Genomic DNA, 23199 nt, shown 5'->3' on the forward strand with positions numbered 1-23199 from the left:
CTCAGGCAACGTCAGCGCTCCCCCGTAGGTACGGGTTACCTACGTCGGGAAGGCAGTCACGATGCCGGAAGTTCTGTACGCCTGCACCATCTGTGGTGAGGCGGAAGCCAGTCAGATTGACCTCTACACGCGGAAGTCCGCCCGTCTCAAGCGGGGCGACCACCGGCGAGACCAGAGCACGGACGCACAGACGGAGCAGGGGCACCGCTGGGCGCACCGGAGCGGGTACGCGGTCCGGAAGGTCTGGAAGGACCTACAGAGCGCGTTCAAGGACGTTCGGCGCTCCGACTTCGACAAGGCGCTAGAAGCGCTGGCGTCCAAGGAAGTACCGGCGCTTTGGTGCTATCTCATCGACCGATTCAGCCGCAAAGGTGCGGAGGACCTTCTAAAGGTCATTGGTAAGGCTCGCGTCGTATTCGAGCTTGACGGCCTTGACTCCAGTGAGCCGCGCGACCGGCGTTGGATCATTAACCGCGCGGAAGAGGCACGCGAGTACTCGCAAATTCTGTCCAAGCGAGTTGGCGACACAAAGGCCGACCAGCGTGATGACGGATTGTGGATCTCTGGCCGGGCCCCGTGGGGCTACGTGGTGTCGAAAGACCGGCGTCTTGCACCGGACGAAGAGCCTTTCGTGTGCAATGTGGCAACGCGCAAGGAATGGACCCGGGCGGGGTTGCTGCGGGAGATGTTCCGCAAGGTCGCAAAAGACGGAGCATCGACGCGTGAAGTTGCGCGTTGGCTGGACGCGGAAGGAATTCCCCGGCCTACCGGTGATCTTGGGTGGCGGTATCCGGTCGTTGCTCGGATGCTGAGGCACCCGGCGTATGTCGGATGGCAGGCAGTACAGATCGGTTCGCGGCCGACCCTGTACCGCAACGAAGACGGCGAACGGGTCGCACTCAGGGGCCAAGACGGTAAGCCGGTCTCTCTGGTCTCCGAAGACACGCAGCGCGCGGCCATGGGCGTACTTAAGGGGCTTGCCGCTGAATGCCCTATCCCCCATACACCCGCTGGGGAAAAGAAGGACACTCGCGCAAAGCACATGCTGACAGGGTTGTCCCGCTGTGAGGGGTGTGGACTCTCCGCACCGTTCCAAGGAACGTCGTACGCGTGTGGCGGGGTGCTCGGTGGCCGAAACTGCAAGGGACGCGCTTCGGCACGCGGGCCGCTTCTTGAGGAGTACGTCTTTCAGAAGTGGCTTTCCCGTCTGAGCAACGCCGACGCAGATGACCCGATCCTCATTGCCGTTTCTGAGCGCTGGGCAGCACGCCAAAGGCCCGAAGAGACCGAAGAGGAGACAAAGGCCCGTGAAGCACTGCGGGCGGCAGAAGCGGACCTAGAAACGCTCATCAAGTCGCGCAAGAAGTACAAGGGTCCGGCAGAGCGCTTCTACTTCCAGGAACTCAGCGATGCCACCGAAGCGGTTGAGGCGGCCAAGAAGGAAGCAGGCAAGTACCTTCCCGTGAACGGTGTTGTACTGCCGTTCCTGAGCACCGACCGCAAGCACATCATGGCCGCATGGGATGCGGCAGAGCTGGCGGTCAAGCGTGACTTGCTCCGACTCGCCATTGACCGCGTGACCATCAAGAAAGCACCCCACCAGGGAGCAAGGTTCGACGGTCCTTCGCGGGTCGTGATCCAGTGGGCGACGCCTTCGGACGACTCATCTGCCGAAGAGGCCGCGAACACCGTTGCGTTGGCCGCATGACAAGGGGGGTGCCCCGGCGTGCGGCTAACACGCCGGGACTTCTCTCAGGGTCTCAGACAGTCACACAGACAGGAGCACAGGGCATGGCAGGCAGCGCACATGACCACTTCGGTAACGCCCTTGAGGCGGGGGACGCTGTGGAGCTATTCCGGGTGTCCGGCGGGCCGACAGGGGGTGACGCTCTCGGCTGGCAGGGCGGTATCCCCGGCAAGGTGGTCACGGTGAACGACCCGCAGCATCCGGGGCGGGTCCTGGTCGAGTTGGACAAGCCGACCGGCTACCCGGCCCCACACGACAAGGCCCAGGAGTGGGCGGAGTTGCGCACCACCGTGAAGGCCGCTGAGACGGCCTAGGAACGCTTGAGACGGCCCCGGTTGGCATCACGCCTTCCGGGGCTTTCTCATGTCCGCACACGGGCGCTAACGGCCGCCCTACGCTGGCCCCATGGAGCGCGAATACAAGATCAGGGATACGGAGTTCACCCGCTGGTTACTCGACCAGGCCCGTTCGGCGGGGTGGGATGTGGACAGTGACCACGACGCCCGGCAAACCATCCGGCTCACGGCAGCGCTGATCCGAACAGGCAACATCGGAGACGTGGACGCCCCACGGCTGGCGAACGCGTTGGGGGTGACGGTCGCTGACATCGAGCGGGCGGCAGCAAAGGAACTCGCGGAGAACGAGGCAGCCGCGCAAGTGCTTGACCGGCCGGACATGATGGAGCTGGACGAGCACCTTGATTCGGTGGCGTGGCCGGACGACGGCAAGAAGGGCCCTGAGCGCCCCTGAGAGCGCCTGAGACGGCTTCCGGGCGGAACTGGGCGCGTAAGCCTGCCCGTTGCCCACAGATGGCCCCTGAGCCCTTCGGGGTTCGGGGGCTTTCTCTTGTCCTGACACTTGTCATGTACGCGTAATACGGAGCGTGGCGCTCCGGATACCGAGCGTGAGGGGCCGGACGCATTCAGCGGGGGTGGTGCGGTGAAGCGGTGGTTCCTACCTTGAAATCAATATCCCTTGAGAAAGTCACAAGGAAAACCAAACGGACCCTTCAATCACCGATTCACCGCACTGTGACCGGCGTCACCCAATCGGGGGCCCTCAAGCCGGGCAACGAGCACGCTCTAGGGAACCCTTGCGCTCTAGTAATAGTAGAGAGCGGGGGATACCGCGCACCCCTTCACGGATAGGGCGGACTGAGTACCCGCGCTCTCGCAAGGCCGCTTAGCCCAATGGCACGAGGCGTCACGCTTAGACCGTGAAGGTTCCCGGTTCGAATCCGGGAGCGGCTACACAGACCACCGACTCACGTGAGTCAGTGCTCAAAGAGGGCTAGCAGGTTGGCCAGCCGCTCGGGGTCTTTGCCGAGAAACGCAAAGCCCTTGGCGCACGAAAGGCAGACCGTTCCCGCGAACTGGCCCGTGGTCGGGTCGGCCACTCCCGTATTCGGGGTTTCCTGGGTTGCTTCCTTCGCGCAAGCGGCGCACGGCTTCATGCGCTCTATGGCGAACCGCTCTGGCGTGATCCCGAGCGTCTTGGCGGTCCGCCGCAAGCGCTCATCAATGTGGCTCCCCGGAGTAGCGGGCTTGGGGTTTGCGGCCCGAAGGCGCGTGCGCGTCGCATTGCGGCACGTGGTGCACTGCTTGCGCCCGGCCTGGAATTCCGCAAGCGGCTTATCTGTGAAGCATGTTGAGCATGTTCTCAGTTCCATGACGCGAGCATATCGCTTCATCAAATACCACTGACTCACGTGAGTCGGTGGTCCGTTGAGGGGTAGGGGGGTCTCCCTGCCTAGGGGGGTATCCCCGGATAGGGGGGTATCCCATGCGCACCCGGTGCCTTGACTGTCGAGAGTGGGCCACGCACAAGGGCCGATGCCTCACGCATCACAAGGCTTACGAGAGTGGCCGGTCATACCAGTCGCACCGCAAGCGCCGTGAGGCTATCGCCCGTGGCCACAATGCGGCAGCGCTCTTGCGCAAGGCCGTACGCAAGGCGGTAGCTGGAACGTGTGCCATGTGTGGCGTGACCTACCTGCCTAGTCAGGTGGACATTGATCACATCAAGCCGCTTGCCCTTGGCGGTGAGGATGTGGCGAGCAACGTGCAGGTGCTATGCAAGCGGTGCCACGTCATCAAGACGGCAGTGGATTTCGGCAAGCGTCCGTTCTAGGTGGGCGGGGCGCGTCGGAAGTTCCCGGCGTGTGCCTCTCAGCGATCCCGGCCCAAGCTCGGAAAACGCACGCTAGGTGTGACGCCGTTTTTGGGCGCTCGGCCCGCATGGGCACTGGGCAAGCCCGCATTCGGACCGACAGGAAAGGCACCCGTTAAGGGGTCGGTAAGGCCCGTGAAGGTGGTGTCAACGTGTCCCGAAGCAAGAGCCCCGACGTGCGCACCGGCAACGCCAACGCGGCTGCCGAGAGTGCCGCCCCCGTCGTGTATGAGGGGCGAGCCCCGCGCGTGCCCACCGGACTCAAGCGCGTCGGCCGTGAGGTCTGGCGCAACGTCTGGTCGGCGGGCAACGGCGCGTACTCCCCGGAGACAGACCGCAACATCATCTTGCGGTACTGCGAGCTGCACGACCGGCGCGCGGCACTGCTTGCGGCCGTCTCCAATGACGGACTCATGACCGTGGGTTCAACCGGTCAGCCTGCCGTTCACCCGGCCATGCGCTATGTGGAGTCCACGGAGAAGGAGCTACGGGCGATAGAGACCGTGATCGGTTTTACGCCCGAAGCGCGTATGCGGCTGGGCATCGTGGCGGCTGAGGCTCGCCGCGTGGCAGCCGGGCCCGAAGACTTCTAGACCACCGACTCACGTGAGTCGGTGCCTGTGGGGAGGGGTGAGCGTGACCGGCATTGATCCCGTGATCGCTCGCCACATTCCCGCTGACGCGCCGTTCCCCAGTGAGGGCTATCGGGTCGCTAACTGGGTTGAACAGTTCTGCCGTCTTACCGGCTCATTCGCCGGTCAGCCTTTCCGGCTTCTCGAATGGCAGCGCTCGCTACTCGTTGACGCGTACGAACTCCGGCAAGACACCTTCGGCCGGTGGGTTCGCAAGCACCGAATGGCCGTCGTCTGCATTGCCCGCAAGAACGGCAAGAGCACCCTTGCGGCGGCCATCATGCTTTACCACCTGATAGCCGACCGCGCTGACGCTCAGCGTCAGATCATCGCTGCGGCCAATGACCGCAATCAGGCGCGAATGGTTTTCGACGCTGCAAAGCAGATGGTGAACGCGAGCCCCAAGCTCTCTGCCGTCTGCGACGTTCAGCGCGACGTGATCAAGTTCAAGGACTCTACTTATCGCGTGGTGTCGGCGGACGCCGGACGGCAACAGGGGCTCAACCCTTCGGCCGTCTCCCTTGATGAGTACGCGTTCAGTAAGTCGGCAGACCTGTTCGACGCGCTCACGCTGGGCAGCGCCGCACGGAACCAGCCGATCACGTGGGTTGTCTCGACTGCCGGACCCGACCCGGACGGCCCCTTTGCCAAGCTCTGTGAGCAAGGCGAGCGGGTTAACTCCGGTGAGGCCACGGACCCGACGCTCTTCTACCGGTCGTGGGGTCCGCGCATCGGGGAACAGGTGGACCACCTAGACCCCGACGTGTGGCGAGCGTGCAACCCCTCTTTCGAGATCCTGAACGAAGAGGACTTCAAGGCTGCCGCCCAGCGGAGCACGGAAGCTAGCTTCCGCATCTACCGTCTGTCTCAGTTCGTCCGTGGTGCGTCCACGTGGCTGCCTCACGGCCTTTGGGACTCCCTAGCGGTAGACGACACCCTGAGCCCCGGTGACGCCGTGGTGTTGGGCTTTGACGGCTCTTGGAAGGGTGACAGTACGGCCCTGGTCGCTGCCCGCGTGCATGACCTTCGGGTGTTCGTGCTGGGCCACTGGGAGGCACCGGCCGATGACGCTCATTGGCGCGTGCCCATGGCCGACGTGCGTGACGCTCTCCGGTCCGCGCTGGACATGTACCACGTGCGGAATCTGGTAGCCGATCCGTACCGCTGGGAGGAAACGCTAGACAACCTTGAGGCTGAGGGGTGGCCCGTTGAGGCGTTCCCGACGAACAGTCTCAAGAGAATGGTTCCGGCAACTCAGATCGTCTACGACGCGTGCCGTGACGGCCGCCTGTCGCACGACGGGGACCCGGCCCTTGCCCGGCACATCGGTAACGCCGTGCTGCGGGAGGACAAGAACGGCGCACGGGTGACGAAAGAGCACGCGAGTTCGCGCCGAAAGATCGACCTAGCCATTGCCATGATCCTCGCGGTTCACGGCGCAGTGATGTTCCGGGAAGAGAACCCCCACTTGATTGAGACGGCGATTGTCGCCACGTGGGAGGACAGAGACGGCCGCGTGTTCAACGTGGGTGCCCCGGAATTCGACCAGTACCTAGACGACGAATAGCAGGGCTCAGACCACTGACTCACGTGAGTCGGTGCCTATGTGAGTCACGCGGGGGGTGGCTCACATGGGCTTTTGGCGTGCGCTCTTCCGGGGGCCGTCTCAGGAAGTCGAGAAGCGGGCGCAGTGGGACCCGGCAACGGATCTCTTCCCGCTGCCCGGCGTGGTGTCGGCATCCGGTCAGAAGGTGGACGCGAACAGCGCGCTTACGGTCTCTGCCGTCTTCGCGTGCGTCCGTCTTCTGAGCGAGACCATTTGCACGCTGCCGGTGGCTACCTACTCCCGTAGGGGCGGGGTCCGCAAAGAGATCAAGTCGCCTACGTGGCTTGACTATCCGAACGCTGAGCCGGGCGGGCTTGGCCGCATCGACCTTTTGTCTCAGGTCGTGCTTTCGCTCTTGCTGGACGGCAACGCGTATCTAGCCGTTCTGTGGGACGGGCCGAACATCGTCGGGCTTGAGGTGCTGGACCCGAACCGCATCGACACGCATACGGTCGTGGTGGACGGCAAGCGCCGCAAGGTCTTCTACGTGGCCGACTACGACGACGACGGCAACGAAGTCGCGTTGGGCTGGTACACCACCCGCGAGATTCTGCACATTCCCGGGATGATGCTGCCGGGCGAGTTCACCGGCGTTTCGCCTATCGCGTTCGCGCGTGAGTCCATCGGGCTCGCCATGGCGGCACAGACCTACGGCGCAAAGTTCTTCGCCAACGGCGCGATGCCCGGGGCTCTCATTGAGGTGCCGGGTGCGATGTCCGAAGAGGGGCTAGCGCGAGCCCGCGAAGCGTGGCGGCTGGCCAACTCCGGTGCGGAGAATGCCCACCGTGTGGCGCTGCTTACCGAAGGCGCGAAGTTCTCTAAAGTCGCGCTCTCGCCGGACGAAGCACAGTTCTTGCAGACCCGGCAATTTCAGGTCCCGGAAATATCCCGGATCTTCGGCGTTCCGCCTCACCTGATAGCGGACGCCACGAACTCAACTAGCTGGGGTTCGGGGCTCGCTGAGCAAAACCAGGCGTTCGCGATGTTCAGCCTTCGCCCGTGGCTTGAGCGCATCGAAGCGGGCTTTACCCGCTTGCTCTTCGCGGAGACGGCCGACCGGCAGAAGTTCGTGAAGTTCAGCCTTGACGGCATCCAGCGTGGTGCCCCGGCTGAGCGCATGAACATGTACTCAATCGGCTTGCAGCAAGGCATTTACAGCATTGACGAAGTGCGCGGCTGGGAAGACCTAGAGCCCCTGCCGGACGGCGCGGGAGAGGGGCACCGAGTGCCGCTGAACCTCTCCGATGTGACGGCCGACGAAGAGGCCGCCAAGCCTGCCGCCATTGAGCCCCCGCCCGTAGACGAACCCCCGGCAGACGGGGACGACGAAGAGGGGGAACCGTCCGATGAAGACGGAGCGGAGGAACCTAGCCCTACCGGCTGAGGTTCGCGCCGAAGGCGACGCGGTGACCATGCGCGGGTACGCATATCGCTTCAACGAGCTGAGTCACAACCTGGGGGGTTTCCGGGAACGGATTATCCCCGGGGCGGGGGCCGACGCGCTCAGGGCTAATGACGTGCTCGCCACGTTCAACCACGACATGAACCACGTTCTCGGACGGGCGAGTTCGGGAACGCTGCGATCCGGCGAAGACGCCGAAGGCGGCTGGTATGAGATCGACCTACCGAACACCACGACCGGCCGTGACCTTGCCGAACTACTCAAGCGCGGAGACGTACGCGGTTCCTCGTTCACGTTCAGCGTGAACGACGGGGGCCAGCGCGTACACGACGAACTTGACGAAGAGACCGGACTACCGATCCGGGAAATCACCAGCATGAACGTGGTGGAGCTTGGGCCGGTTCTGAATCCCGCCTACCCCACCACGGACGCCGGGCTCAGCCGCTCTATCGCGCTGGCTCTCGGCATTGCTGACGACACCACCGACTCACGTGAGTCGGTGCCATTCCATCCCGCGCGTGATCTAGTCCGCGCGCTGCTACACAAGGGGGGTGTCCAGTAATGGACGCAAAGACTCTGAGCGCGAACTTTGAGGCGCGCGAGAAGGCCGCGAACGAACTTCGGGCACTGACCGAAGAGCACGCCGGTAAGGACATGGACGCTTCGGCGCGCGAGAAGGAGACTCAGCTACTCGACGCCATTGCCGACTATGACGGCCGCGTGAAGCGGGGCGTTGAGGCCATCAAGGCTTCCGAGTCGGTGAGTTCGCTTATGGCCGGTCTCAAGGGCACCGGCAGCAAGCGCGAGACTCAGGACAAGCTAGCTGAGGCGGCTACGCAGCTTCGTTCGCTGGGGCTCTACGAGGCGGCCACCTTCGCCCCGGAGAAGCGCGCCGTGGACACGACCACGGGCAAGAACGTCATCCCGCGCACCCTCTTCGGCCAGCTTCTCGCTGAGGCTGCCCAGCGTTCCACGGTCATGCGCAATGGCGCTTCCATCCTCACTACGTCCGGCGGTGAGTCCATCGACTTTACCGTTGTGACCGGTCGCGCGTCGGCAGGCATCGTTGCCGAGAATGCCAACATTCCCGAGAGTGCGCCGACTACGGTCATTCGCTCCATGGGGGCATTCAAGTACGCCTACGCGACGGCCGTTTCTACTGAGTTCGTGCAGGACCAGGCGCTAGACCTTGTGGGCTTCCTGGTCGGTGACGCCGGTCCGGCACTGGGCCACGGTATGGGTACGCACTTCCTGACCGGTACCGGTTCCGGGCAGCCGAAGGGAATCCTTGGCGCGGCCACTCCTGCTACTGCCACATGGGCGGCGGGCGCGAAGGACAACACCGTTTCCAACGCGCTCATTGACCTGTTCTATGAGCTAAACCCCGCCTACCGATCCAACGCCGTATTCGTCGTCTCGGACAAGACGGCTGCCACGCTGCGGAAGCTGACCGACGCGAACGGCCAGTACCTATGGCAGTCGGCGCTAACGGCCGGTGCCCCGGACACCTTCAACGGTCGGCCGGTTGCCACTGACGTTGCCGTGCCGGACGACAAGGTTCTCTTTGCCGACCTGAGCAAGTACAAGGTCCGCCTTGCCGGTCCGCTCCGTGTTGAGCGTTCCGTGGATGCGAAGTTCCAGTCTGACCAGATCGTTTACCGATTCATTCAGCGTGCTGACGGTCTCCTGACTGACCAGCTCAGCGCGAAGGTTCTGACCGTGACCCCCAAGCCGTAAGGCACGGCGGGATGTTGAGGGGGGATCACTGACTCACGTGAGTCGGTGGTCCCCCTCTCGCTGAGGGGGTGCACATGTCCTACGCGACCGTTGAAGACGTTCGCGCGCTGGACGGCATGGAAGACGTGGCGCTCTTCCCGAACGAGACGCTGACGGATGCAATCGCGTACGCGGTTGAGACGGTCGAGAACTACACCGGCCGGAAGTGGGAAGGGGTGGACGCTCCCCCGGAAACGATCCGGTGGTGTGTGCGGACACTCGCCCGTCAGTACTGCCTTGACCTTGTGTCCCGAATTCCGGACCGGGCGCTACAGCTTCAATCCGAATTCGGCTCTGTCCAGCTCGCGCAAGCCGGGGGAACGTGGCGGCCGACCAGCCTGCCCGAAGTCAACGCGCACTTGAACCGGTACCGAATCCGGCTGCCGTTCATCTTCATGTAAGGGGGCAGTCATGGCGCTGGTATTCGACGCAAAAGTTGCCCTGTTCGACTGCCTCAAGGCTGCCGTCCCGGTAGGGGTGCAATGCACCTTCGCGGAGACCGGCAAGAGCGACAGGCGCCAACAGGTGTGGCTAGGGGCCACGGGGGACGAAGAGCTAGCGGCCGTCGCCATGCGGCAGGGTCCGCGCAAGCCAACGGCCGTCACAAGCTACGTGGACGTTCACGGGCTGGTCATCACGCCGGGCGACCCGATAGGCGCTGAGAGGGCCGTCTACGGCCTTCGTGACGCTATTGCAGAAGCCTGCCGCTCCGTCGTACCGGCGAGCGTGCCGGGGCTTCTCGACGTGCGGCCGGAATCCTCCGAGACGGAGACGGCCGAATCAACTGACGGCGCGTACGCCGCGCTGACTGTCCGCGTGAGGATTCGCGGCCGGATCACCTAGGGGGAACACATGGCGCTAGACGCTGCCATTGGCATTGGCAAGGAAACGACTTACGGCACCGCTGCCACGTCCACGCTGGGCTATGAGGGCAAGTCCGACAGTTGGAAGACGACTCGCGAGTTTATCGAGAGCGTCGGCTTTCGGGCCGGTATGCAGACGGCCCGCGCCGACCGCCGGAACGTGGTCAACATGGGCGGTGAGGGTGAGCTAGAGATTGACCTACTCGACGCTGGGGCGGCTGCCGTTCTCTCCGCGTCGTTCGATACCTACAACGGCGGGGTTCCGAACGCGACCACGGGGCTTACCACGCACGTCTTTGAGAGCGGCGCGGACAGTGTGTCCCCCTCGTTCACGGCCCAGATGATCCGGCCGACCACTGACGGCAAGTCGGTCGCGTACAAGCACGTCGGGTGTGTGGTCACTGAGTGGGAACTCACCGCTGAGGTAGAGAACGCCGTTACGCTCACGGCCACGTTCGACTTCCAGGACGTGACCCATTCGGACAAGCCCGCCGATGCGCTGCCGATCGTGTACCCGGGTGAGTCGTACGTCTACGACTGGACCCGTACCGGTATCGCGCTGACCATCGACGGCAAGGCCGTCACTGTGGACGCGAACAAGCTAGAGCTAACGGGCGACCGTGGCATGAAGGTTGACCGGCGATTCCTTCGCGGGAGCGCGCTTAAGAAGACTCCTGTACGCGCGGCCATGCCGACGTACGAGGGGACTCTAGGGGGCGAGTTCACCAGTGAGGCCGTGAAGCTGTACGAAGCGTTCATTGGCGGCAAGGTGGCTTCTCTGGTCATCGACTTCGTGGGCATCATCCCCGGCACGTCAATGAAGATCGAGTGCCCGGCAATCCAGTTCACGGGCGACAGTCCCGAAGCGGCTGTAGACGACGTGACGGTTGCTGAGCTTCCGTTCCGCGTTCTCGACCCCGGAGACGGCCGGTCGGCAATCAAGCTGACCTACGTGGACCCGACCCCCGGTTTCGTTCCGCCCAAGTAGCAGAGCACCGACTCACGTGAGTCGGTGACGAAAGGGGGACGCGTGGCCGGTTCGCGGTTCTCGGTTCAGGTCGAAGGCTTGAACCAGTTGAAGAGGACTCTTCGCCAGCTCAAGGACAAGGACCTTTCCAAAGCCGTCCGGCAGGCGAACAAGGACGCTGCGGAAGTGGTCAAGCCGGACGCTCAGCGGGGGGTTCCGCAACACACCCGTACGTCGAAGGACAACAAGAAGTACAGGCCCGGAAAGCTGGCGCGTTCGGTCAAGGTCGTCGCGTCGGCTAACTCCGCTGCCATCAAGGCGGGCACCAGTTCCCGTGCCCCCTATGCCGGGGTAATTCACTTCGGATACCCGAAGAGGGGCATTCGCCCTAACCGCTTCCTGTACCGGGCCATGGCCCGGAATAGCGACAAGGTTTCTGAGACGTACGAGCGTGAGATTACCGCCGTACTCCGCGACAAATTGGAGAGCTGATTATGGGTGCCAAGAAGAACGCCGACGCTGGCAACCTGGGTGACGTGCTGTCGCTTGACATCGACAGTCTTTCCATTGATGAAATCGACATCATTGAGGACATCATCGACGGCCCGCTAGACCAGCTCGCTAAGCCGGGCGCGCGAAAGGCGAAGCTCCTTCGCGCAATGGCCGTCGTCATCAAGCGGCGCGATGACCCTTCCTTCACGGCTGAGGACGCGGGCAAGCTCCGCATCTCCTTCAAGCAGAAGCCGAAGGACCCTACCGCGCTCAGCGAGTGATCACGTGCGCGCGTCTGGTCGGCCACTTCCGGGGGCTCACGTGGTCGGACGTACGCGCGCTCTCGCTGAGGGATTTCAACACGCTGACTGATCAGATGATCGCGGACCTAGATGCACAGCAGAAGCAGGAGCGGCGCGCGTCTCGCGGGCGCTCTGGGGGTTCGGCGCAGGGGGAGCGCCGGACGCCCGTCATGACGTAATTCTCACTCTGCGTATATCAAAACCCCCCGCCGGCCGGTCCGCGGGATATACGCAGCGTAATCACGGGGGGTTCCGGTGGCTAAGCCGATCACGATTACCTTGCTGGGTGATCTGGACGACCTGAGCCGGTCGCTCAATGAGGGCACGGGGGACGTGACCCGCTTCGCGGACGAGGTGGAAGACGCCCTACGGGCGGCCACCGAAGAGGCTGGGCGGCTGGGGGAAGAGGTCGCCAACGGGGCCGACGAAGCCGCTGGGGGCCTCAAGGGCTTCGTAGGCAAGATGGGCGGTGCTGCCGCCCTGGTCGGCGCGGCCGTGGGTGGTGCGCTCTTCGCCGGTATCAGTGAGGCCATGGACCGGGAAGCCGGTACGGACCTCCTTTCTGCCCAGCTTGGCGCGTCGCCGGAGCAGGCGAAGGCTTTGGGGCAGGCGGCCGGAGCGGTCTACTCAGCCGGATACGGCGAGTCCATAGCCGACGCGAATGAAGCTCTCAAGAGCCTTTGGCAGCAAGGGCTAGTTCCCGCTGGGGCTACCGCCGACGAATTGGCGAACGTCTCAAAGCAGGCAATGGACGTTGCCGCCGTGCTGGGCGACGACGTGGGGCCGACCGCCAATGCCGTTGGCACCATGCTGAAAACCGGCATGGCAAAGAACGCCAAAGAAGCGTTCGACATTCTCGTTGTCGGTGCCCAGAACGGCAGCAATAAAGCCGAGGATCTACTAGACACCTTCAACGAATACAGCGTCCAGTTCCAGCGCGTAGGACTAGACGGCAAGACGGCTATGGGCCTGATCTCTCAGGCACTCCAAGCCGGTGCCCGCGACTCCGACCAGGTGGCCGACGCGCTTGGACAGTTCGGAGAAAAGGCCGTTGCAGGCGGCACGGCCGTTGAGGACGCGTTCAAGTCCATCGGGCTGAATGCGGACGACATAGCTGCCCGGATGAGCAAGGGCGGCAAGTCCGCTGAGGGCGCGTTGGGGATGACCCTCAAGGCGCTGCGCGGGACGAAGGACGAAACCGTCAAGCTGAATGCGGCGGCTGCCCTCTTCGGTGACCCCGCGAACGTGATGGGCAAGGCGCTATATGCCATGGACCCGGCGACGGCGGCAGCGTCCAACGGTCTGGACAAGGTCAACGGTGCGGCGGCTCGCGCTGGCGAGACCATGCACGACAACGCGAGCCAGAAGCTAACGGCATTCTGGCGCACGCTACAGACCGGCGCGGTTGATCTCATCGGCGGCAAGGTGCTGCCGAAGCTCGAAGCGCTGGGCTCAGCCTTCGCGCCTATCGGCAGTGCTGCTAAAGACGTTCTCATTGACACGGTGGTCCCGGCCGTCAAGGCATTCGCGGACGGCACGGTTTCCGCCTTCCAGTTCATTGAGGACCACAAGGGCGTGTTCCTGGCCATTGCGACAGTCGTGACCGTGGTCTTGCTGCCCGCACTCATTCAGTGGGGCGTCCAGTCGGTCATAGCCGGGGCGAAGGCGGTAGGCGCGTGGATCACCACGGGCACGACGGCCACCACGTCGGCGCTGACGCAAGTAGCCGCTTCGTGGTCGGTCGTGGGCGGCTGGATCAAGGCGGGCGCTCAGGCGCTCGTGTCCGGCGCAATCGTGGTCGGCCAGTGGGTAGCCGGTGCTGCCGCTGCCGTCGTCAACGGCGCAATCATGGTGGCTCAGTGGTTGCTCATGGGCACTCAGGCCATGTTGCAGGGTGCTCGCATGGCCGCCGCGTGGCTACTGGCCATGGGCCCCATTCCGCTCATCATCGCGGCCGTGGTCGGGCTCGCCCTGCTCATCTGGCAGAACTGGGACAAGATCAAGCAGTTCACGGGCGAAGCCTTCCAGTGGATTTGGGACAAGATCAAGGGCGTCTTTGATTTCCTCGTTCAGCTCTTCCTGAACTTCACGGGCCCCGGGTTGCTGATCAAGCATTGGGACACGATCAAGCAGAAGACCGCTGAGGCTTTCGTCTGGGTCGCGACCAAAGCGCGCGAGGGGCTAGACGCCGTTATCGGATTCTTCCGTGATCTGCCCGGCCGAATCCTCGGCTATGTCGGCAGCATGGGCAGCGCTGCCGCGAGCGTCGGACGAACCCTTATAGAGAAGCTGGGTGAAGGGCTTTCGCGACTGTCCAGCTTCGGGCAGGACATCGGTTCCGCCGTGTGGCGCGCTGTCAAGAATTCCATCAACGGTCTGATCGACCTTCTCAACTGGGCCATCCCGGACCGTATTGGAATCGGGCCCGTCGGCGTCGATCTTCCTCACAACCCCATTCCGAAGATCCGGGCCATGGGTGGTCCGGCGTCTGGCCTCACCCGTGTTGGTGAGCGCGGGCCGGAGTGGGTCAACCTGCCGGGCGGTTCTCATGTGGTCCCGAACCATGCCGCCCCGGCAACGTCCGGCGTGACGGTCAACGTGACCAGCAACGCGGACCCGCACGCAATCGGGCGCGAAGTGGCTTGGGCTCTTCGGGTCGCGCCCCGGTAGAGAGACCACCGACTCACGTGAGTCGGTGGTCTGCATTCAACAGGGGGCAGGCATGGCGGAGTTGGACGACTGGACTTGCGAGTACGGCGGGCTAGTCATCGGGGCCCCCGACTCCGCCATATCCCTTGTGGCCGTTGACGGCTTGCTCTCACTGCCGGACATGCGGACGGCGGACCTAGCCCTTGTACAGCGCCACGGGCTCTATCCCGGGGATGACTACATGGGCGGCCGTGCCGTGACCCTCACGCTTGAGGTCTACGGGTCCACGCGGGAAGAGTTCACGGAAGCCCTGAACGCCGTGTACGCCACGTTCGGGTACGCCGAGAGGGAAAGACCCCTACGGTTCCGGTTCCCTGGCGTAGCGGGCGACCGGACGGCCTTCGTGAATGTCCGCACCCGCAAGCGCAGCGCGCCCCTTGACCTGAACTTCGCGCATCGGGTCTGCAACGTGGCGGTCGAACTCTTCGCAACGGACCCGTACATCTACCGGGACGCGCTGACGACCTACAGCCTGTCGGCACCGTGGCAGGGGTCGGACCCCAAGTTGCGGTTCTCCCTTGCCGGTTCGGTGCCTGCCCTCCCCGTCGTCAAGCTGGTCAACGCCAAGGATTGCGTGATCAAGGATGAAGTGACCGGCCTTTGGTTCGGCATGACCAACCTTGCCGGGGGGCTCACCATCGACTCTCAGGCTCAGGCACTCACCGCGACGGCGAGCGGGAGCAACTTCAACGACCGGATCACGGCGGGCTCAACGTGGCCCGAATTCGCATTCGGAGACCACCGGCTTTCGATAACGACGCTTGCCGTGAACGCGCCGACCACGGCTGAGTTCACGTGGCGGGACAGGTGGGTCTAGTGACCGCGCATTACACGGTTGTCCAGACGGACGTACGGACCGGCAACGTAGTCGCCACCCTTCCGGTAACGGCAATCCAGTTCACGCACGCGCTGAACGCTGCCGGAACGGCCACGGTGGGAATCCCGCTCTTCGCGCCGGAAGCCGACCCGGAGAGCCTGAGTCCTGGTGTGAGCGGGCTTGCCATCCTGCGGGACGGTGAGCCCGTGTGGGCTGGCATTCTCTGGGCTCTCGCGGCCGACATCGACGCGGGCACCCTGTCTCTCAGTGCGTCCGGCTTCCACTCGCACTACCAGGGCCGGTATCTGGACAAGGGCTATACGGCCCGCTCAACAGAGCAAGCCAGCATCCTTACGGACTGGATCACGTACGCCAACACGAAGAACGGCATTCAGACGTCCACGTTCGATATCAAGCCCACCGGCAACCTGAGAACGTGCGTGTGGACGCGCTACGAACTCAAGAACATTGCTCAGGCCATTGAGGAACTGGCCGACAACATCGGCGGGTTCACCTTCCGGTACCGGGCATTTTGGGTGACCAAAGGCAAGCGCATCGGTCACAGCCTCGCTATCGCGAAGCGGGGGGCTGCCACTTCCTCGCACGTCCTCACGCACCGGCTGAACTGCAACGTGACTGGCGTCTCCTACGACAGTACGGCGCTATGCACCGTGGCCTATGCGACCGGGGCCGACAACGGCAACGGGGAAAAGGTGGTCGGCGTCTTTGAGAACCCCTCTCTTGCCGCCCGCATGCCTGAGCGCGTCATGGTTGGCGCGTACTCCGACGTGAAGGAAACACGGACGCTCATAGACAAGGCACAAGCCACCATCAATGCGGGGGCGGTGCCGGTCGCCATTCCAGAACTCACCCTTTACCCGGGTCAGTTCAGCCCCCTTGACTTCGTTCCCGGCGACGTAACCGCAATCAGCGTGGATGCCGGATACGTCGCGCTGTACGACGAATTCGTTGTGACTGAATGCGCGACCACCGTTGACGCAAACGGAAACGAGAGCATCAAGCTCGCTCTAGCGAGTAAGGAGCTATGGAGCAATGCCAACCCAAGCTAATGCCGTCCCCCCGTCTCTGGTGAACGAGCTAGCCGAACTCAGGCGCCGCATGTCGGCCATTGAGCGCGCCCCGGGGCCCGTCAACAAGTTCGACCGGTATCCGGCGGTCGAGTGGGCCGCTCAGGGGCGCCCGCCAGTAGCGGGGAACATCTGGTCATCCGTCAGCATCGCAAACGCTACGGGCCTCACGTTCGACCGGGTGGAGTGCAAGTTCATTACGGACTTTCTCTATACCGGCAGGCGTGAAGCCGAGGTGCGGCTAGCGGCGTTCCGCCACGACGGCAACGCCAACCGCACAATCGTGAGCGCATCCGGCGTGCTCAATCTGACCGGCACCACCGACCGCGCTATCGGCGTGGTGGTCATGCGCTGGGTTCACGGCATCCCCTATGGGTGGGACTACAAGGACGACACCACCGTCTACACCATCGAACTCCAGCACCGGTATAAGAAGGGACCGGAGAACCCAAAGGGCCAGACCTTCTACGCCATTGCCGCCCCAGAAGGAACAGACGTCGGAGACGGGATTCTCAACTGGGGATACAAGCAGGGCGACGACGGTAAATGGTGGTGGGTCCCTACCTACCGGGATAACAGCAAGTGGGCCCCGGACTTCCTGACCGTCCCAAACTGGGATGAGGGCTCGTACAGCATTTCCGCAATGCAATATTGCGTCGGTCTGCCACAAAGCCGCATCCCCGAAGCGAACGCGAAGGGCTGGGCGTGGACGCGCGGAACTGGAAGCGCATGGGGCCGTGACCCCGATATCAAGGAAGCCTATTTCGGTGTCTAAGGGGGTGACTAATGGACTTCGCCCGACTGTATGGGCTCGCTGAAATCATCGTCCCCCTTCTGGTGTTCGTGGCCGTCTCGCTGCACAAGTTCCGAACCGGCATGGTGGCGTCTTGGAGGGAAGAGGCGGAAGCCTACCGGGGCAAGGTGGAACGCCAGTCGGAAGAGCTAGCCGCTCTCCATGCGGAGGTTCGCGCGCTGCGGCGCGAGAACGCAGAGCTACGGGCTCAGATCGCTGAACTACTGAGCCGGTAACCCCCGCTCTCTCACATCTACCAGACCACCGACTCACGTGAGTCGGTGGTCTCTTTCATGCCTAGGGGGTTCGATTGGCAACGCTTCCCGCCAACATTCCTACGGTCGTAGTGCACGGCACCTACATGGGGCCGGACGGCCGACCGCTCGCCGGAACGGTGACGTTCAACGCTCCGTCACTTCTGACGTTCCCGGACTCAGACCTATTCGTTGCCGGTCCCGTCGTCGCCACGCTGGACGAGAACGGCCACTTCTCCGTTCGCCTGCCAGCCACCGACGCGCCGAACATGCAGCCTTCGGGCTGGTCGTACGTCGTCAAGGAAAACCTAAGCGGGGTCATCGGGGGGCGCACGTTCAGCGTGCTACTGCCGAAGGCTACGCCGGATGTAGACCTTGCCGACGTGGCACCGGCCGACCCGACCACGCCCAACTATGTGCCGGTGGCGGGCTCGCAGATATTCACCGGCACCGCTTCCCCCACGTCCGCGCTGGGCCGTGACGGGGATTTCTTCACGCAGTACGACACGCGCACCCTGCTAGGCGTCACGTCCACCACAGTCACGATGTGGACCCGTGCGGGCGGTGCGTGGGCCAAGCTGGGCGATGCCATCCGGGGTGCCGCGTGGTACGTCAGCAACGCATCAACTCCCAGTACCGACACGAAGGTTGGGGACTTCCTACTCAGGTCCGACACGGGTGAGGTCTGGCAGCGTGGGGCATCCGGCTGGGGCAACCCCGTAGCGAACCTCAAGGGTCCGAAGGGCGACACCGGAACGACCGGCGCTCAGGGCCCGAAGGGCGACACCGGAGCGGCCAGCACCGTACCGGGCCCGAAGGGCGACAAGGGCGACCAGGGCAACACCGGCCCGGCTGGCCCAACGGGCCCTCAAGGCCCCCAGGGGCCCCAGGGAGCGCCCGGCAAGGACGGCACGGGCGCAGGCACGGTAACCGCCGTGAACGGCGTGCAGCCGGACGCCACGGGCCTTGTGACGCTGCGGCCGTCCGACGTGGCGGCAATACCCGTAGCCGACAAGGGAGTTGCCAACGGCGTTGCCACGCTGGACGCGTCGGGGCTCGTGCCGTCGTCTCAGCTCTCCATCCCGTCCGGCGTGGTGACCACGGTCAACGGCAAGAGCGGCCCGGCCGTGACCCTTGCGCCTGCCGACGTGTCCGCGCTCGCTGCCTCAACTCGCGGTGCCGTCAACGGGGTTGCTCCGCTGGACTCCGCAAGTGATGTGCCCGTGGTAAACCTGCCGGACGCTGCCGTACCTAGCGTCTTCATACCGGCTGACCTAGGGCTCAAGGCGTGGGCTTTCGACCCGGTGACCACCCCGTCAACTCCGACGTTCACGGGCAACGGATCACTACGCATGACGGCCGTCGTCGTCCGGCAGACCATGACCGTAAGCAAGATCGCGTTCCACTTCGGCGGTTACGCCGGAACGATGGCAGCGGGGTCGTGGGCAGGCATCTACACGACTGCCGGGGCCAAGAAGGCGGCAACGGCCGACATGGCAGGGGAAGCCGTCGTGCCGGGCGTACACAACGCCGGTGGCGCAACGGTCGGCGCTGCCCTCACGTCCAGCGTCAGCCTTACGCCCGGCATCTACTACGTGTGGTTCGTATTCCGCTATGCGTCCAGTGACGGCCCGATGGTGCTCGCGCTGGACAACGCCTTTGGCGCACCCCCGAACGTCTTCGGGCTCACCCCCGTGAAGCGCTTCGGTGTGTTCACCGGCACGGCCGCAACGACCGCCCCGGCGACTATCGCAACGACCAGCATCGACAACGGGGCTAACCGCTTCTGGGTCGGTCTCGGCTAACCACCGACTCACGTGAGTCGGTGCTCTACGCGCCCCGTCCGGGAATTCCGACGGGGCTTTTCCATGGGAGGAATCACAGACATGGCACGATTCAGTGGCGCGACGTGGCGACCCATTCCGCGCAACTACACAGACGGCGGGCAGGATGCCGTTTACGGCGTTGTTATCCACATCATGGACGGCAGCCTTGCCGGTACGGATTCCTGGTTCCGCAACAGCGAGGCTCAGGCGTCCAGTCACTTCGGCACCGGCCGTAGCGGTCAGCTCTACCAGTGGGTTGACACGTCCGACCGTGCTTGGGCTCAGGCGGGCGGAAACCGCACGTGGCTGAGCATCGAGAACGAGGGGCGCGGGGGCGACTCGCTGACTGACGCCCAGCTCAACCGGTGCGCTGAGGTGCTGGCGTGGGCGCACAAGACCTACGGCGTGCCGCTCCAGCTCACGACCAGCACCACGGGGCGGGGGCTGGGGTACCACGGCATGGGCGGTAGCGCGTGGGGCGGCCACACGTCGTGCCCCGGCAGCAAGGTTGTTGCCCAGCTCCCGGAGATCGTGAACCGCGCGAAGGCTCTTGCCGGTGAGGGTGGCGGCGGCTATCAGCCGTTCCCCGGGGCTGACTGGTTCAAGCGCGAGCCCAACAGCGCGATCGTGACGGCCATGGGCAAGCGCCTTGTGGCTGAGGGATGTTCGGCATACAAGAGCGGTCCCGGCCCTCAGTGGACGGACGCCGACCGTGAGAGCTTCCGCAAGTGGCAGCGCAAGTTGGGCGACGCCCCGGCGTACTGCGACGGCTGGCCCGGCCCGCGTCAGTGGGATGCCCTCAAGGTTCCCCGCGTCTCGTAACTCTGGGTGCATTCCGCGGAAGCCCCTATGTCCGATTCTGCCCGGATACGCCGATGCCGGCGACGGGCCAAATTTTCACGCAAAGTAACGAAAAAGGAGAGACCCTAATGACCTTCGTCAAGGACCACGCCACCCGCTTCTATGCCGTGCTGGTCGCCGTGCTCGCCCTGGTCGCTCACTACCTGCCGTCGCTGCCGTCCGCGCTCATCCTGGCCGTTGCTGCGGCCGTGCTCGGTACCGGTGAGGCCGTTCAGCGAGTGGAGAACGGCAAGACCCTAGACGCGCTTGAGACTGCCGGAATCGTCGCCCGGCACCGCAAGCCGTAAGGCAGGCAACCCCGGCGCTCCCGTGATTAGGGACGACCCCTAGCCACGGGAGGTAAGCCCGAATGGGACACCCGAACATCGCCCTTATCGGTCGCGCCCGATCCGGCAAAGACACCATTGCCGCCCGACTGATAAGCCGGTACGCCTATACCCGCATTGCCTTTGCCGACCCGCTGAAAGAAATGTCCCTCAGCCTCGACCCCATCGTTGCCTATGAGCCGTCCGGGTACGGCCCACTGCCGACACGCCTGAGCGCCGTTGTGCAGCGCTACGGATGGGAGAAGGCCAAAGATCGCTTCCCGGAAGTCCGGCGCACGCTACAGCGGGCCGGGCAGGCGGTACGGGATCAGGAGCCCGGACACTGGCTCAGTCTCGCGCTGGACAAGGTGACCGTGGCCGACACGTGGAACCTCCCCGTGGTCGTCACGGACTGCCGGTATCCGAATGAGGCGGAAGCCCTCAAGGCGCGTGGGTTCCGGCTGGTTAGGGTCCTGCGGCCTCACGCTGGCCAAGCAGCACCGGCACACGAGAGCGAGACGGCGCTAGACGGCTACCCGACCGACGTGACCGTTGCCAACGTCGGCACGCTCTCAGACCTCAACGCCCTTGCTGACGCGCTGGTCTGAGCTGGTGTCACCCGACTTTTTGAGCCCCCTACCTGCATCGGCGCAGGTGGGGGGCTTTTCGTGTTTTCGGACCAGTGACTCACGTGAGTCACTGCCTTGCGCGCGCACGCGCGCGTGTGTAGGTTCTCGTTCTGCAAGGCCCCGCAGAGAGCGGGGCCGGAGGGGGCGGGGTCGTGAGTCAGGAAGTCACCGACATTCAGCGCTGGCTGGACGAGAAGCCCAACTCTCGCGGCTTCTGCGTCATCGGCAAGGGCAAGTCGGTGCACCTGTCACGCGGCAACGACGAAAGCCTCTGCGGCAAGATGATGATTTCCGCCGGTAGCCGCTACGTCGATTCGACCGACGTGTTGGACTACAACCCTTGCCGCACTTGCTGGAAGATCATGGAGCGCGAAAGCGCGGAACTGGAAGAGGGGGCCCACGTGGCTGCAAAGCTCAAGCTGTCTGAGGTTCGCGGGGACGTGCCGGTTGGCAGCGCCACCGGCAGCAACGGCACGGTTCACGCGATTAAGGACGTGGACGAGAAGGGTCGGAACGTCGCCTACTGCCCCACGAAGATGAAGACCCCCATTCGTCGCTGGGGACTCGCCATGGAGCAGAACCCCAATCTTGAGCTTTGCGCGGCGTGCAGCAAGGTCGTTCCTACGGGCGACGTTGAGGTTACGACAACTAATGTTGCAATCCCGGGACTTGGGCGCACGGTTCCCGCTAAGGTAGTCAAGCCGGTTGACGCCGACACCACCAACGAGAAGACGGAGAAGGACGCCATGGCCGCTAAGGCGACGATGACTAAGGCAGTGCAGGAAGAAGTAGCCGCGCAGATCCGGGCCAGCATTGAGCGCCTGCCGTCTCTCATCGCTGAGGGTAAGGACGATTCCGCCAAGGAATTGAGCGAGGAAATCAGCAAGGAGATTCCGAAGATCACGGGTACCGGCGCGGCAGCCCTCAAGGCCAAGCTCCGCGCTGAGCTGACGAAGGCTGACGCGGACGCCAAGAAGGCGAAGGCGGACGCGGAGAAGGCGGACAAGCCTGCCGCCAAGAAGGCTGCCGCCAAGAAGGCCGCCAAGCCCGCTAAGGGCGCCGAAGTCGCCACCCGTGAGACCAAAGACCCGATGAAGGTTGTGGGTATCCCGGAACTCATCGCGCAAGGAATCGAACTGGTTAAGGAGGTTGCCGCCAACGAATTCAACGGAGCGTACAAGATCGCTCAGAAGATTTTCGCCATGCGGACCAACATCCTTGATGAGCAGGAAGACCCGGACCTTGGGGGTCGTCGGCAGGCTTCCAAGGATGCCGCCTCGCTCCTTTGGGACGGCGTGCTCAACGCTCTGCCCCCGGAGGGTGAAGACGAGAACGCGGACGTGATCCGCGACTCAATCGGCCAGCTCAAGAAGCAGCAGCGAAACGCGATGATTGACGTGGCGGTTCTCTACGTGAGGTGGCTGGACACCGAAGAGCCGAAGGACGAGAACGAAGCGGCCTCGCTTGCTGTTGAGCGCGCCAAGTTCAAGAAGATGACTGAGGCGCACCCGGACCTCAAGCCTTCGGAAGCCATCCACAAGTACTACGACGACAACAACAAGCCGCTCCCCAAGAAGACCCGCGCGGAGACGGCCAAGGAAAACCGCGACAGGAAGGCCCTTGAAAAGGCCAAGCTGGAAGAGGCCGTCAAGGCTGGCGAACTCTCCGAGGAAGAGGCAGCGGCCACGCTGAGCGGCGGGGACGAGAAGGAGAAGACCCCGAAGGAACTCCGCGCCGCCTACGTCCTCCGCGTGACCAACTCTTTCAAGAAGCAGGTCAAGGAAATCCGCGCAATCGAGAACGCCGAAGAGCAGGAAGAGGCATTGGACGAACTGACGTCCCTTATCTCGGATCTCCGCAAGGCGCTCAAGGCGGAAACCAAGGTCTGACGCCGACCGCCACGACAGGGAAGCCCCAGACTCCTCACGCCAGAGGGGCCGGGGGCTTCTCTCGTTAGGCAC

At 64.0% G+C, this 23199-nt stretch carries 25 protein-coding genes and 1 tRNA gene; 25 read left to right on the forward strand and 1 reads right to left on the reverse strand.

Features of this window, described 5'->3' with window-relative positions:
- Nucleotides 1–61: 61 nt before the first annotated feature.
- The 4 genes from IE206_RS39980 to IE206_RS39995 all read left to right on the forward strand — a co-directional run bounded on the left by IE206_RS39980 (nucleotide 62) and on the right by IE206_RS39995 (nucleotide 2997).
- Nucleotides 62–1708, forward strand: coding sequence for a recombinase family protein (locus tag IE206_RS39980; RefSeq protein WP_189971300.1), 1647 nt, complete (start codon nucleotides 62–64; stop codon nucleotides 1706–1708).
- An 83-nt stretch (nucleotides 1709–1791) separates the two neighbouring features.
- Nucleotides 1792–2061: a hypothetical protein gene (locus tag IE206_RS39985; protein ID WP_189971302.1), complete on the forward strand. Its 270-nt coding sequence runs from the start codon at nucleotides 1792–1794 to the stop codon at nucleotides 2059–2061.
- A gap of 91 nt (nucleotides 2062–2152) precedes the next feature.
- Nucleotides 2153–2497 carry a hypothetical protein gene (locus IE206_RS39990; RefSeq protein ID WP_189971304.1) on the forward strand — a complete coding sequence of 115 codons (345 nt, stop codon included), beginning with the start codon at nucleotides 2153–2155 and terminating at the stop codon, nucleotides 2495–2497.
- A 426-nt stretch (nucleotides 2498–2923) separates the two neighbouring features.
- Nucleotides 2924–2997, forward strand: a tRNA-Leu gene (locus tag IE206_RS39995).
- Nucleotides 2998–3020: 23 nt separating this feature from the next.
- On the opposite strand, the gene IE206_RS40000 is transcribed toward IE206_RS39995, so the two are convergent.
- Nucleotides 3021–3416 (reverse strand): hypothetical protein, encoded by a 396-nt coding sequence (locus tag IE206_RS40000; protein ID WP_189971306.1) that lies wholly within the window; start codon nucleotides 3414–3416, stop codon nucleotides 3021–3023.
- Nucleotides 3417–3721: 305 nt separating this feature from the next.
- On the opposite strand from IE206_RS40000, the gene IE206_RS43000 reads away from it, so the two are divergent.
- The 21 genes from IE206_RS43000 to IE206_RS40105 all read left to right on the forward strand — a co-directional run bounded on the left by IE206_RS43000 (nucleotide 3722) and on the right by IE206_RS40105 (nucleotide 23127).
- On the forward strand, nucleotides 3722–3877 hold the full coding sequence (locus IE206_RS43000) for an HNH endonuclease (protein ID WP_226599019.1): 156 nt from the start codon (nucleotides 3722–3724) through the stop codon (nucleotides 3875–3877).
- A gap of 287 nt (nucleotides 3878–4164) precedes the next feature.
- On the forward strand, nucleotides 4165–4509 hold the full coding sequence (locus IE206_RS40010) for a phage terminase small subunit P27 family (RefSeq protein ID WP_373301063.1): 345 nt from the start codon (nucleotides 4165–4167) through the stop codon (nucleotides 4507–4509).
- Nucleotides 4510–4552: 43 nt separating this feature from the next.
- A complete protein-coding gene (locus IE206_RS40015; RefSeq protein ID WP_226599006.1) occupies nucleotides 4553–6115 on the forward strand; it encodes a terminase large subunit domain-containing protein in 1563 nt (520 codons plus the stop codon).
- Between the two features lie 64 nt (nucleotides 6116–6179).
- On the forward strand, nucleotides 6180–7538 hold the full coding sequence (locus IE206_RS40020; protein WP_189971314.1) for a phage portal protein: 1359 nt from the start codon (nucleotides 6180–6182) through the stop codon (nucleotides 7536–7538).
- Nucleotides 7501–8118, forward strand: a complete 618-nt coding sequence (locus tag IE206_RS40025) for an HK97 family phage prohead protease (RefSeq protein ID WP_189971316.1) — start codon at nucleotides 7501–7503, stop codon at nucleotides 8116–8118. Before IE206_RS40020 ends, IE206_RS40025 begins: the two co-directional genes overlap by 38 nt.
- Nucleotides 8118–9293: a phage major capsid protein gene (locus IE206_RS40030; RefSeq protein WP_189971318.1), complete on the forward strand. Its 1176-nt coding sequence runs from the start codon at nucleotides 8118–8120 to the stop codon at nucleotides 9291–9293. The genes IE206_RS40025 and IE206_RS40030 overlap by 1 nt, the downstream gene beginning before the upstream one ends.
- A gap of 74 nt (nucleotides 9294–9367) precedes the next feature.
- Nucleotides 9368–9733 (forward strand): head-tail connector protein, encoded by a 366-nt coding sequence (locus IE206_RS40035; RefSeq protein ID WP_189971320.1) that lies wholly within the window; start codon nucleotides 9368–9370, stop codon nucleotides 9731–9733.
- A gap of 10 nt (nucleotides 9734–9743) precedes the next feature.
- Nucleotides 9744–10175, forward strand: coding sequence for a hypothetical protein (locus tag IE206_RS40040; protein WP_189971322.1), 432 nt, complete (start codon nucleotides 9744–9746; stop codon nucleotides 10173–10175).
- A 9-nt stretch (nucleotides 10176–10184) separates the two neighbouring features.
- Nucleotides 10185–11183 carry a phage tail tube protein gene (locus IE206_RS40045; RefSeq protein ID WP_189971324.1) on the forward strand — a complete coding sequence of 333 codons (999 nt, stop codon included), beginning with the start codon at nucleotides 10185–10187 and terminating at the stop codon, nucleotides 11181–11183.
- Nucleotides 11184–11225: 42 nt separating this feature from the next.
- Complete coding sequence (locus IE206_RS40050; RefSeq protein ID WP_189971326.1) at nucleotides 11226–11654, forward strand: HK97-gp10 family putative phage morphogenesis protein; 429 nt, start codon at nucleotides 11226–11228, stop codon at nucleotides 11652–11654.
- Nucleotides 11655–11656: 2 nt separating this feature from the next.
- Nucleotides 11657–11935, forward strand: a complete 279-nt coding sequence (locus IE206_RS40055) for a hypothetical protein (protein ID WP_189971328.1) — start codon at nucleotides 11657–11659, stop codon at nucleotides 11933–11935.
- Between the two features lie 276 nt (nucleotides 11936–12211).
- Nucleotides 12212–14626, forward strand: a complete 2415-nt coding sequence (locus tag IE206_RS40060; RefSeq protein WP_226599007.1) for a phage tail tape measure protein — start codon at nucleotides 12212–12214, stop codon at nucleotides 14624–14626.
- Between the two features lie 52 nt (nucleotides 14627–14678).
- Entirely contained in the window at nucleotides 14679–15482 is an 804-nt protein-coding gene (locus IE206_RS40065; RefSeq protein WP_189971330.1) for a phage tail family protein, read from the forward strand.
- The gene (locus IE206_RS40070; protein ID WP_189971332.1) at nucleotides 15482–16552 is read left to right on the forward strand and encodes a hypothetical protein; all 1071 of its coding nucleotides are present in this window, start codon (nucleotides 15482–15484) and stop codon (nucleotides 16550–16552) included. The genes IE206_RS40065 and IE206_RS40070 overlap by 1 nt, the downstream gene beginning before the upstream one ends.
- 19 nt (nucleotides 16553–16571) lie before the next feature.
- Nucleotides 16572–17345 carry a hypothetical protein gene (locus IE206_RS40075; protein ID WP_226599008.1) on the forward strand — a complete coding sequence of 258 codons (774 nt, stop codon included), beginning with the start codon at nucleotides 16572–16574 and terminating at the stop codon, nucleotides 17343–17345.
- An 11-nt stretch (nucleotides 17346–17356) separates the two neighbouring features.
- Nucleotides 17357–17599 (forward strand): hypothetical protein, encoded by a 243-nt coding sequence (locus IE206_RS40080; RefSeq protein WP_189971336.1) that lies wholly within the window; start codon nucleotides 17357–17359, stop codon nucleotides 17597–17599.
- Nucleotides 17600–17709: 110 nt separating this feature from the next.
- Nucleotides 17710–19422: a collagen-like protein gene (locus tag IE206_RS40085; protein WP_189971338.1), complete on the forward strand. Its 1713-nt coding sequence runs from the start codon at nucleotides 17710–17712 to the stop codon at nucleotides 19420–19422.
- An 81-nt stretch (nucleotides 19423–19503) separates the two neighbouring features.
- Nucleotides 19504–20265, forward strand: coding sequence for a peptidoglycan-binding protein (locus tag IE206_RS43005; RefSeq protein WP_226599009.1), 762 nt, complete (start codon nucleotides 19504–19506; stop codon nucleotides 20263–20265).
- 107 nt (nucleotides 20266–20372) lie between these two features.
- Nucleotides 20373–20591 carry a hypothetical protein gene (locus IE206_RS40095; RefSeq protein ID WP_189971340.1) on the forward strand — a complete coding sequence of 73 codons (219 nt, stop codon included), beginning with the start codon at nucleotides 20373–20375 and terminating at the stop codon, nucleotides 20589–20591.
- A 62-nt stretch (nucleotides 20592–20653) separates the two neighbouring features.
- The gene (locus IE206_RS40100; RefSeq protein ID WP_189971342.1) at nucleotides 20654–21217 is read left to right on the forward strand and encodes a deoxynucleotide monophosphate kinase family protein; all 564 of its coding nucleotides are present in this window, start codon (nucleotides 20654–20656) and stop codon (nucleotides 21215–21217) included.
- Nucleotides 21218–21390: 173 nt separating this feature from the next.
- Nucleotides 21391–23127 (forward strand): hypothetical protein, encoded by a 1737-nt coding sequence (locus IE206_RS40105; RefSeq protein WP_189971344.1) that lies wholly within the window; start codon nucleotides 21391–21393, stop codon nucleotides 23125–23127.
- Nucleotides 23128–23199: the final 72 nt, after the last annotated feature.

The sequence above is a fragment of the Streptomyces violascens genome (assembly GCF_014649955.1).
Lineage (GTDB): Bacteria > Actinomycetota > Actinomycetes > Streptomycetales > Streptomycetaceae > Streptomyces > Streptomyces violascens.

What these genes read in the sequence shown, in the direction of transcription:
- IE206_RS39980 (WP_189971300.1), top strand. Translation starts at nt 62, where the DNA reads ATGCCGGAAGTTCTGTACGCCTGCACCATCTGTGGTGAGGCGGAAGCC.
- IE206_RS39985 (WP_189971302.1), top strand. Translation starts at nt 1,792, where the DNA reads ATGGCAGGCAGCGCACATGACCACTTCGGTAACGCCCTTGAGGCGGGG.
- IE206_RS39990 (WP_189971304.1), top strand. Translation starts at nt 2,153, where the DNA reads ATGGAGCGCGAATACAAGATCAGGGATACGGAGTTCACCCGCTGGTTA.
- IE206_RS40000 (WP_189971306.1), bottom strand. Translation starts at nt 3,416, where the DNA reads ATGGAACTGAGAACATGCTCAACATGCTTCACAGATAAGCCGCTTGCG.
- IE206_RS43000 (WP_226599019.1), top strand. Translation starts at nt 3,722, where the DNA reads ATGTGTGGCGTGACCTACCTGCCTAGTCAGGTGGACATTGATCACATC.
- IE206_RS40020 (WP_189971314.1), top strand. Translation starts at nt 6,180, where the DNA reads ATGGGCTTTTGGCGTGCGCTCTTCCGGGGGCCGTCTCAGGAAGTCGAG.
- IE206_RS40025 (WP_189971316.1), top strand. Translation starts at nt 7,501, where the DNA reads ATGAAGACGGAGCGGAGGAACCTAGCCCTACCGGCTGAGGTTCGCGCC.
- IE206_RS40030 (WP_189971318.1), top strand. Translation starts at nt 8,118, where the DNA reads ATGGACGCAAAGACTCTGAGCGCGAACTTTGAGGCGCGCGAGAAGGCC.
- IE206_RS40035 (WP_189971320.1), top strand. Translation starts at nt 9,368, where the DNA reads ATGTCCTACGCGACCGTTGAAGACGTTCGCGCGCTGGACGGCATGGAA.
- IE206_RS40040 (WP_189971322.1), top strand. Translation starts at nt 9,744, where the DNA reads ATGGCGCTGGTATTCGACGCAAAAGTTGCCCTGTTCGACTGCCTCAAG.
- IE206_RS40045 (WP_189971324.1), top strand. Translation starts at nt 10,185, where the DNA reads ATGGCGCTAGACGCTGCCATTGGCATTGGCAAGGAAACGACTTACGGC.
- IE206_RS40055 (WP_189971328.1), top strand. Translation starts at nt 11,657, where the DNA reads ATGGGTGCCAAGAAGAACGCCGACGCTGGCAACCTGGGTGACGTGCTG.
- IE206_RS40065 (WP_189971330.1), top strand. Translation starts at nt 14,679, where the DNA reads ATGGCGGAGTTGGACGACTGGACTTGCGAGTACGGCGGGCTAGTCATC.
- IE206_RS40080 (WP_189971336.1), top strand. Translation starts at nt 17,357, where the DNA reads ATGGACTTCGCCCGACTGTATGGGCTCGCTGAAATCATCGTCCCCCTT.
- IE206_RS43005 (WP_226599009.1), top strand. Translation starts at nt 19,504, where the DNA reads ATGGCACGATTCAGTGGCGCGACGTGGCGACCCATTCCGCGCAACTAC.
- IE206_RS40095 (WP_189971340.1), top strand. Translation starts at nt 20,373, where the DNA reads ATGACCTTCGTCAAGGACCACGCCACCCGCTTCTATGCCGTGCTGGTC.
- IE206_RS40100 (WP_189971342.1), top strand. Translation starts at nt 20,654, where the DNA reads ATGGGACACCCGAACATCGCCCTTATCGGTCGCGCCCGATCCGGCAAA.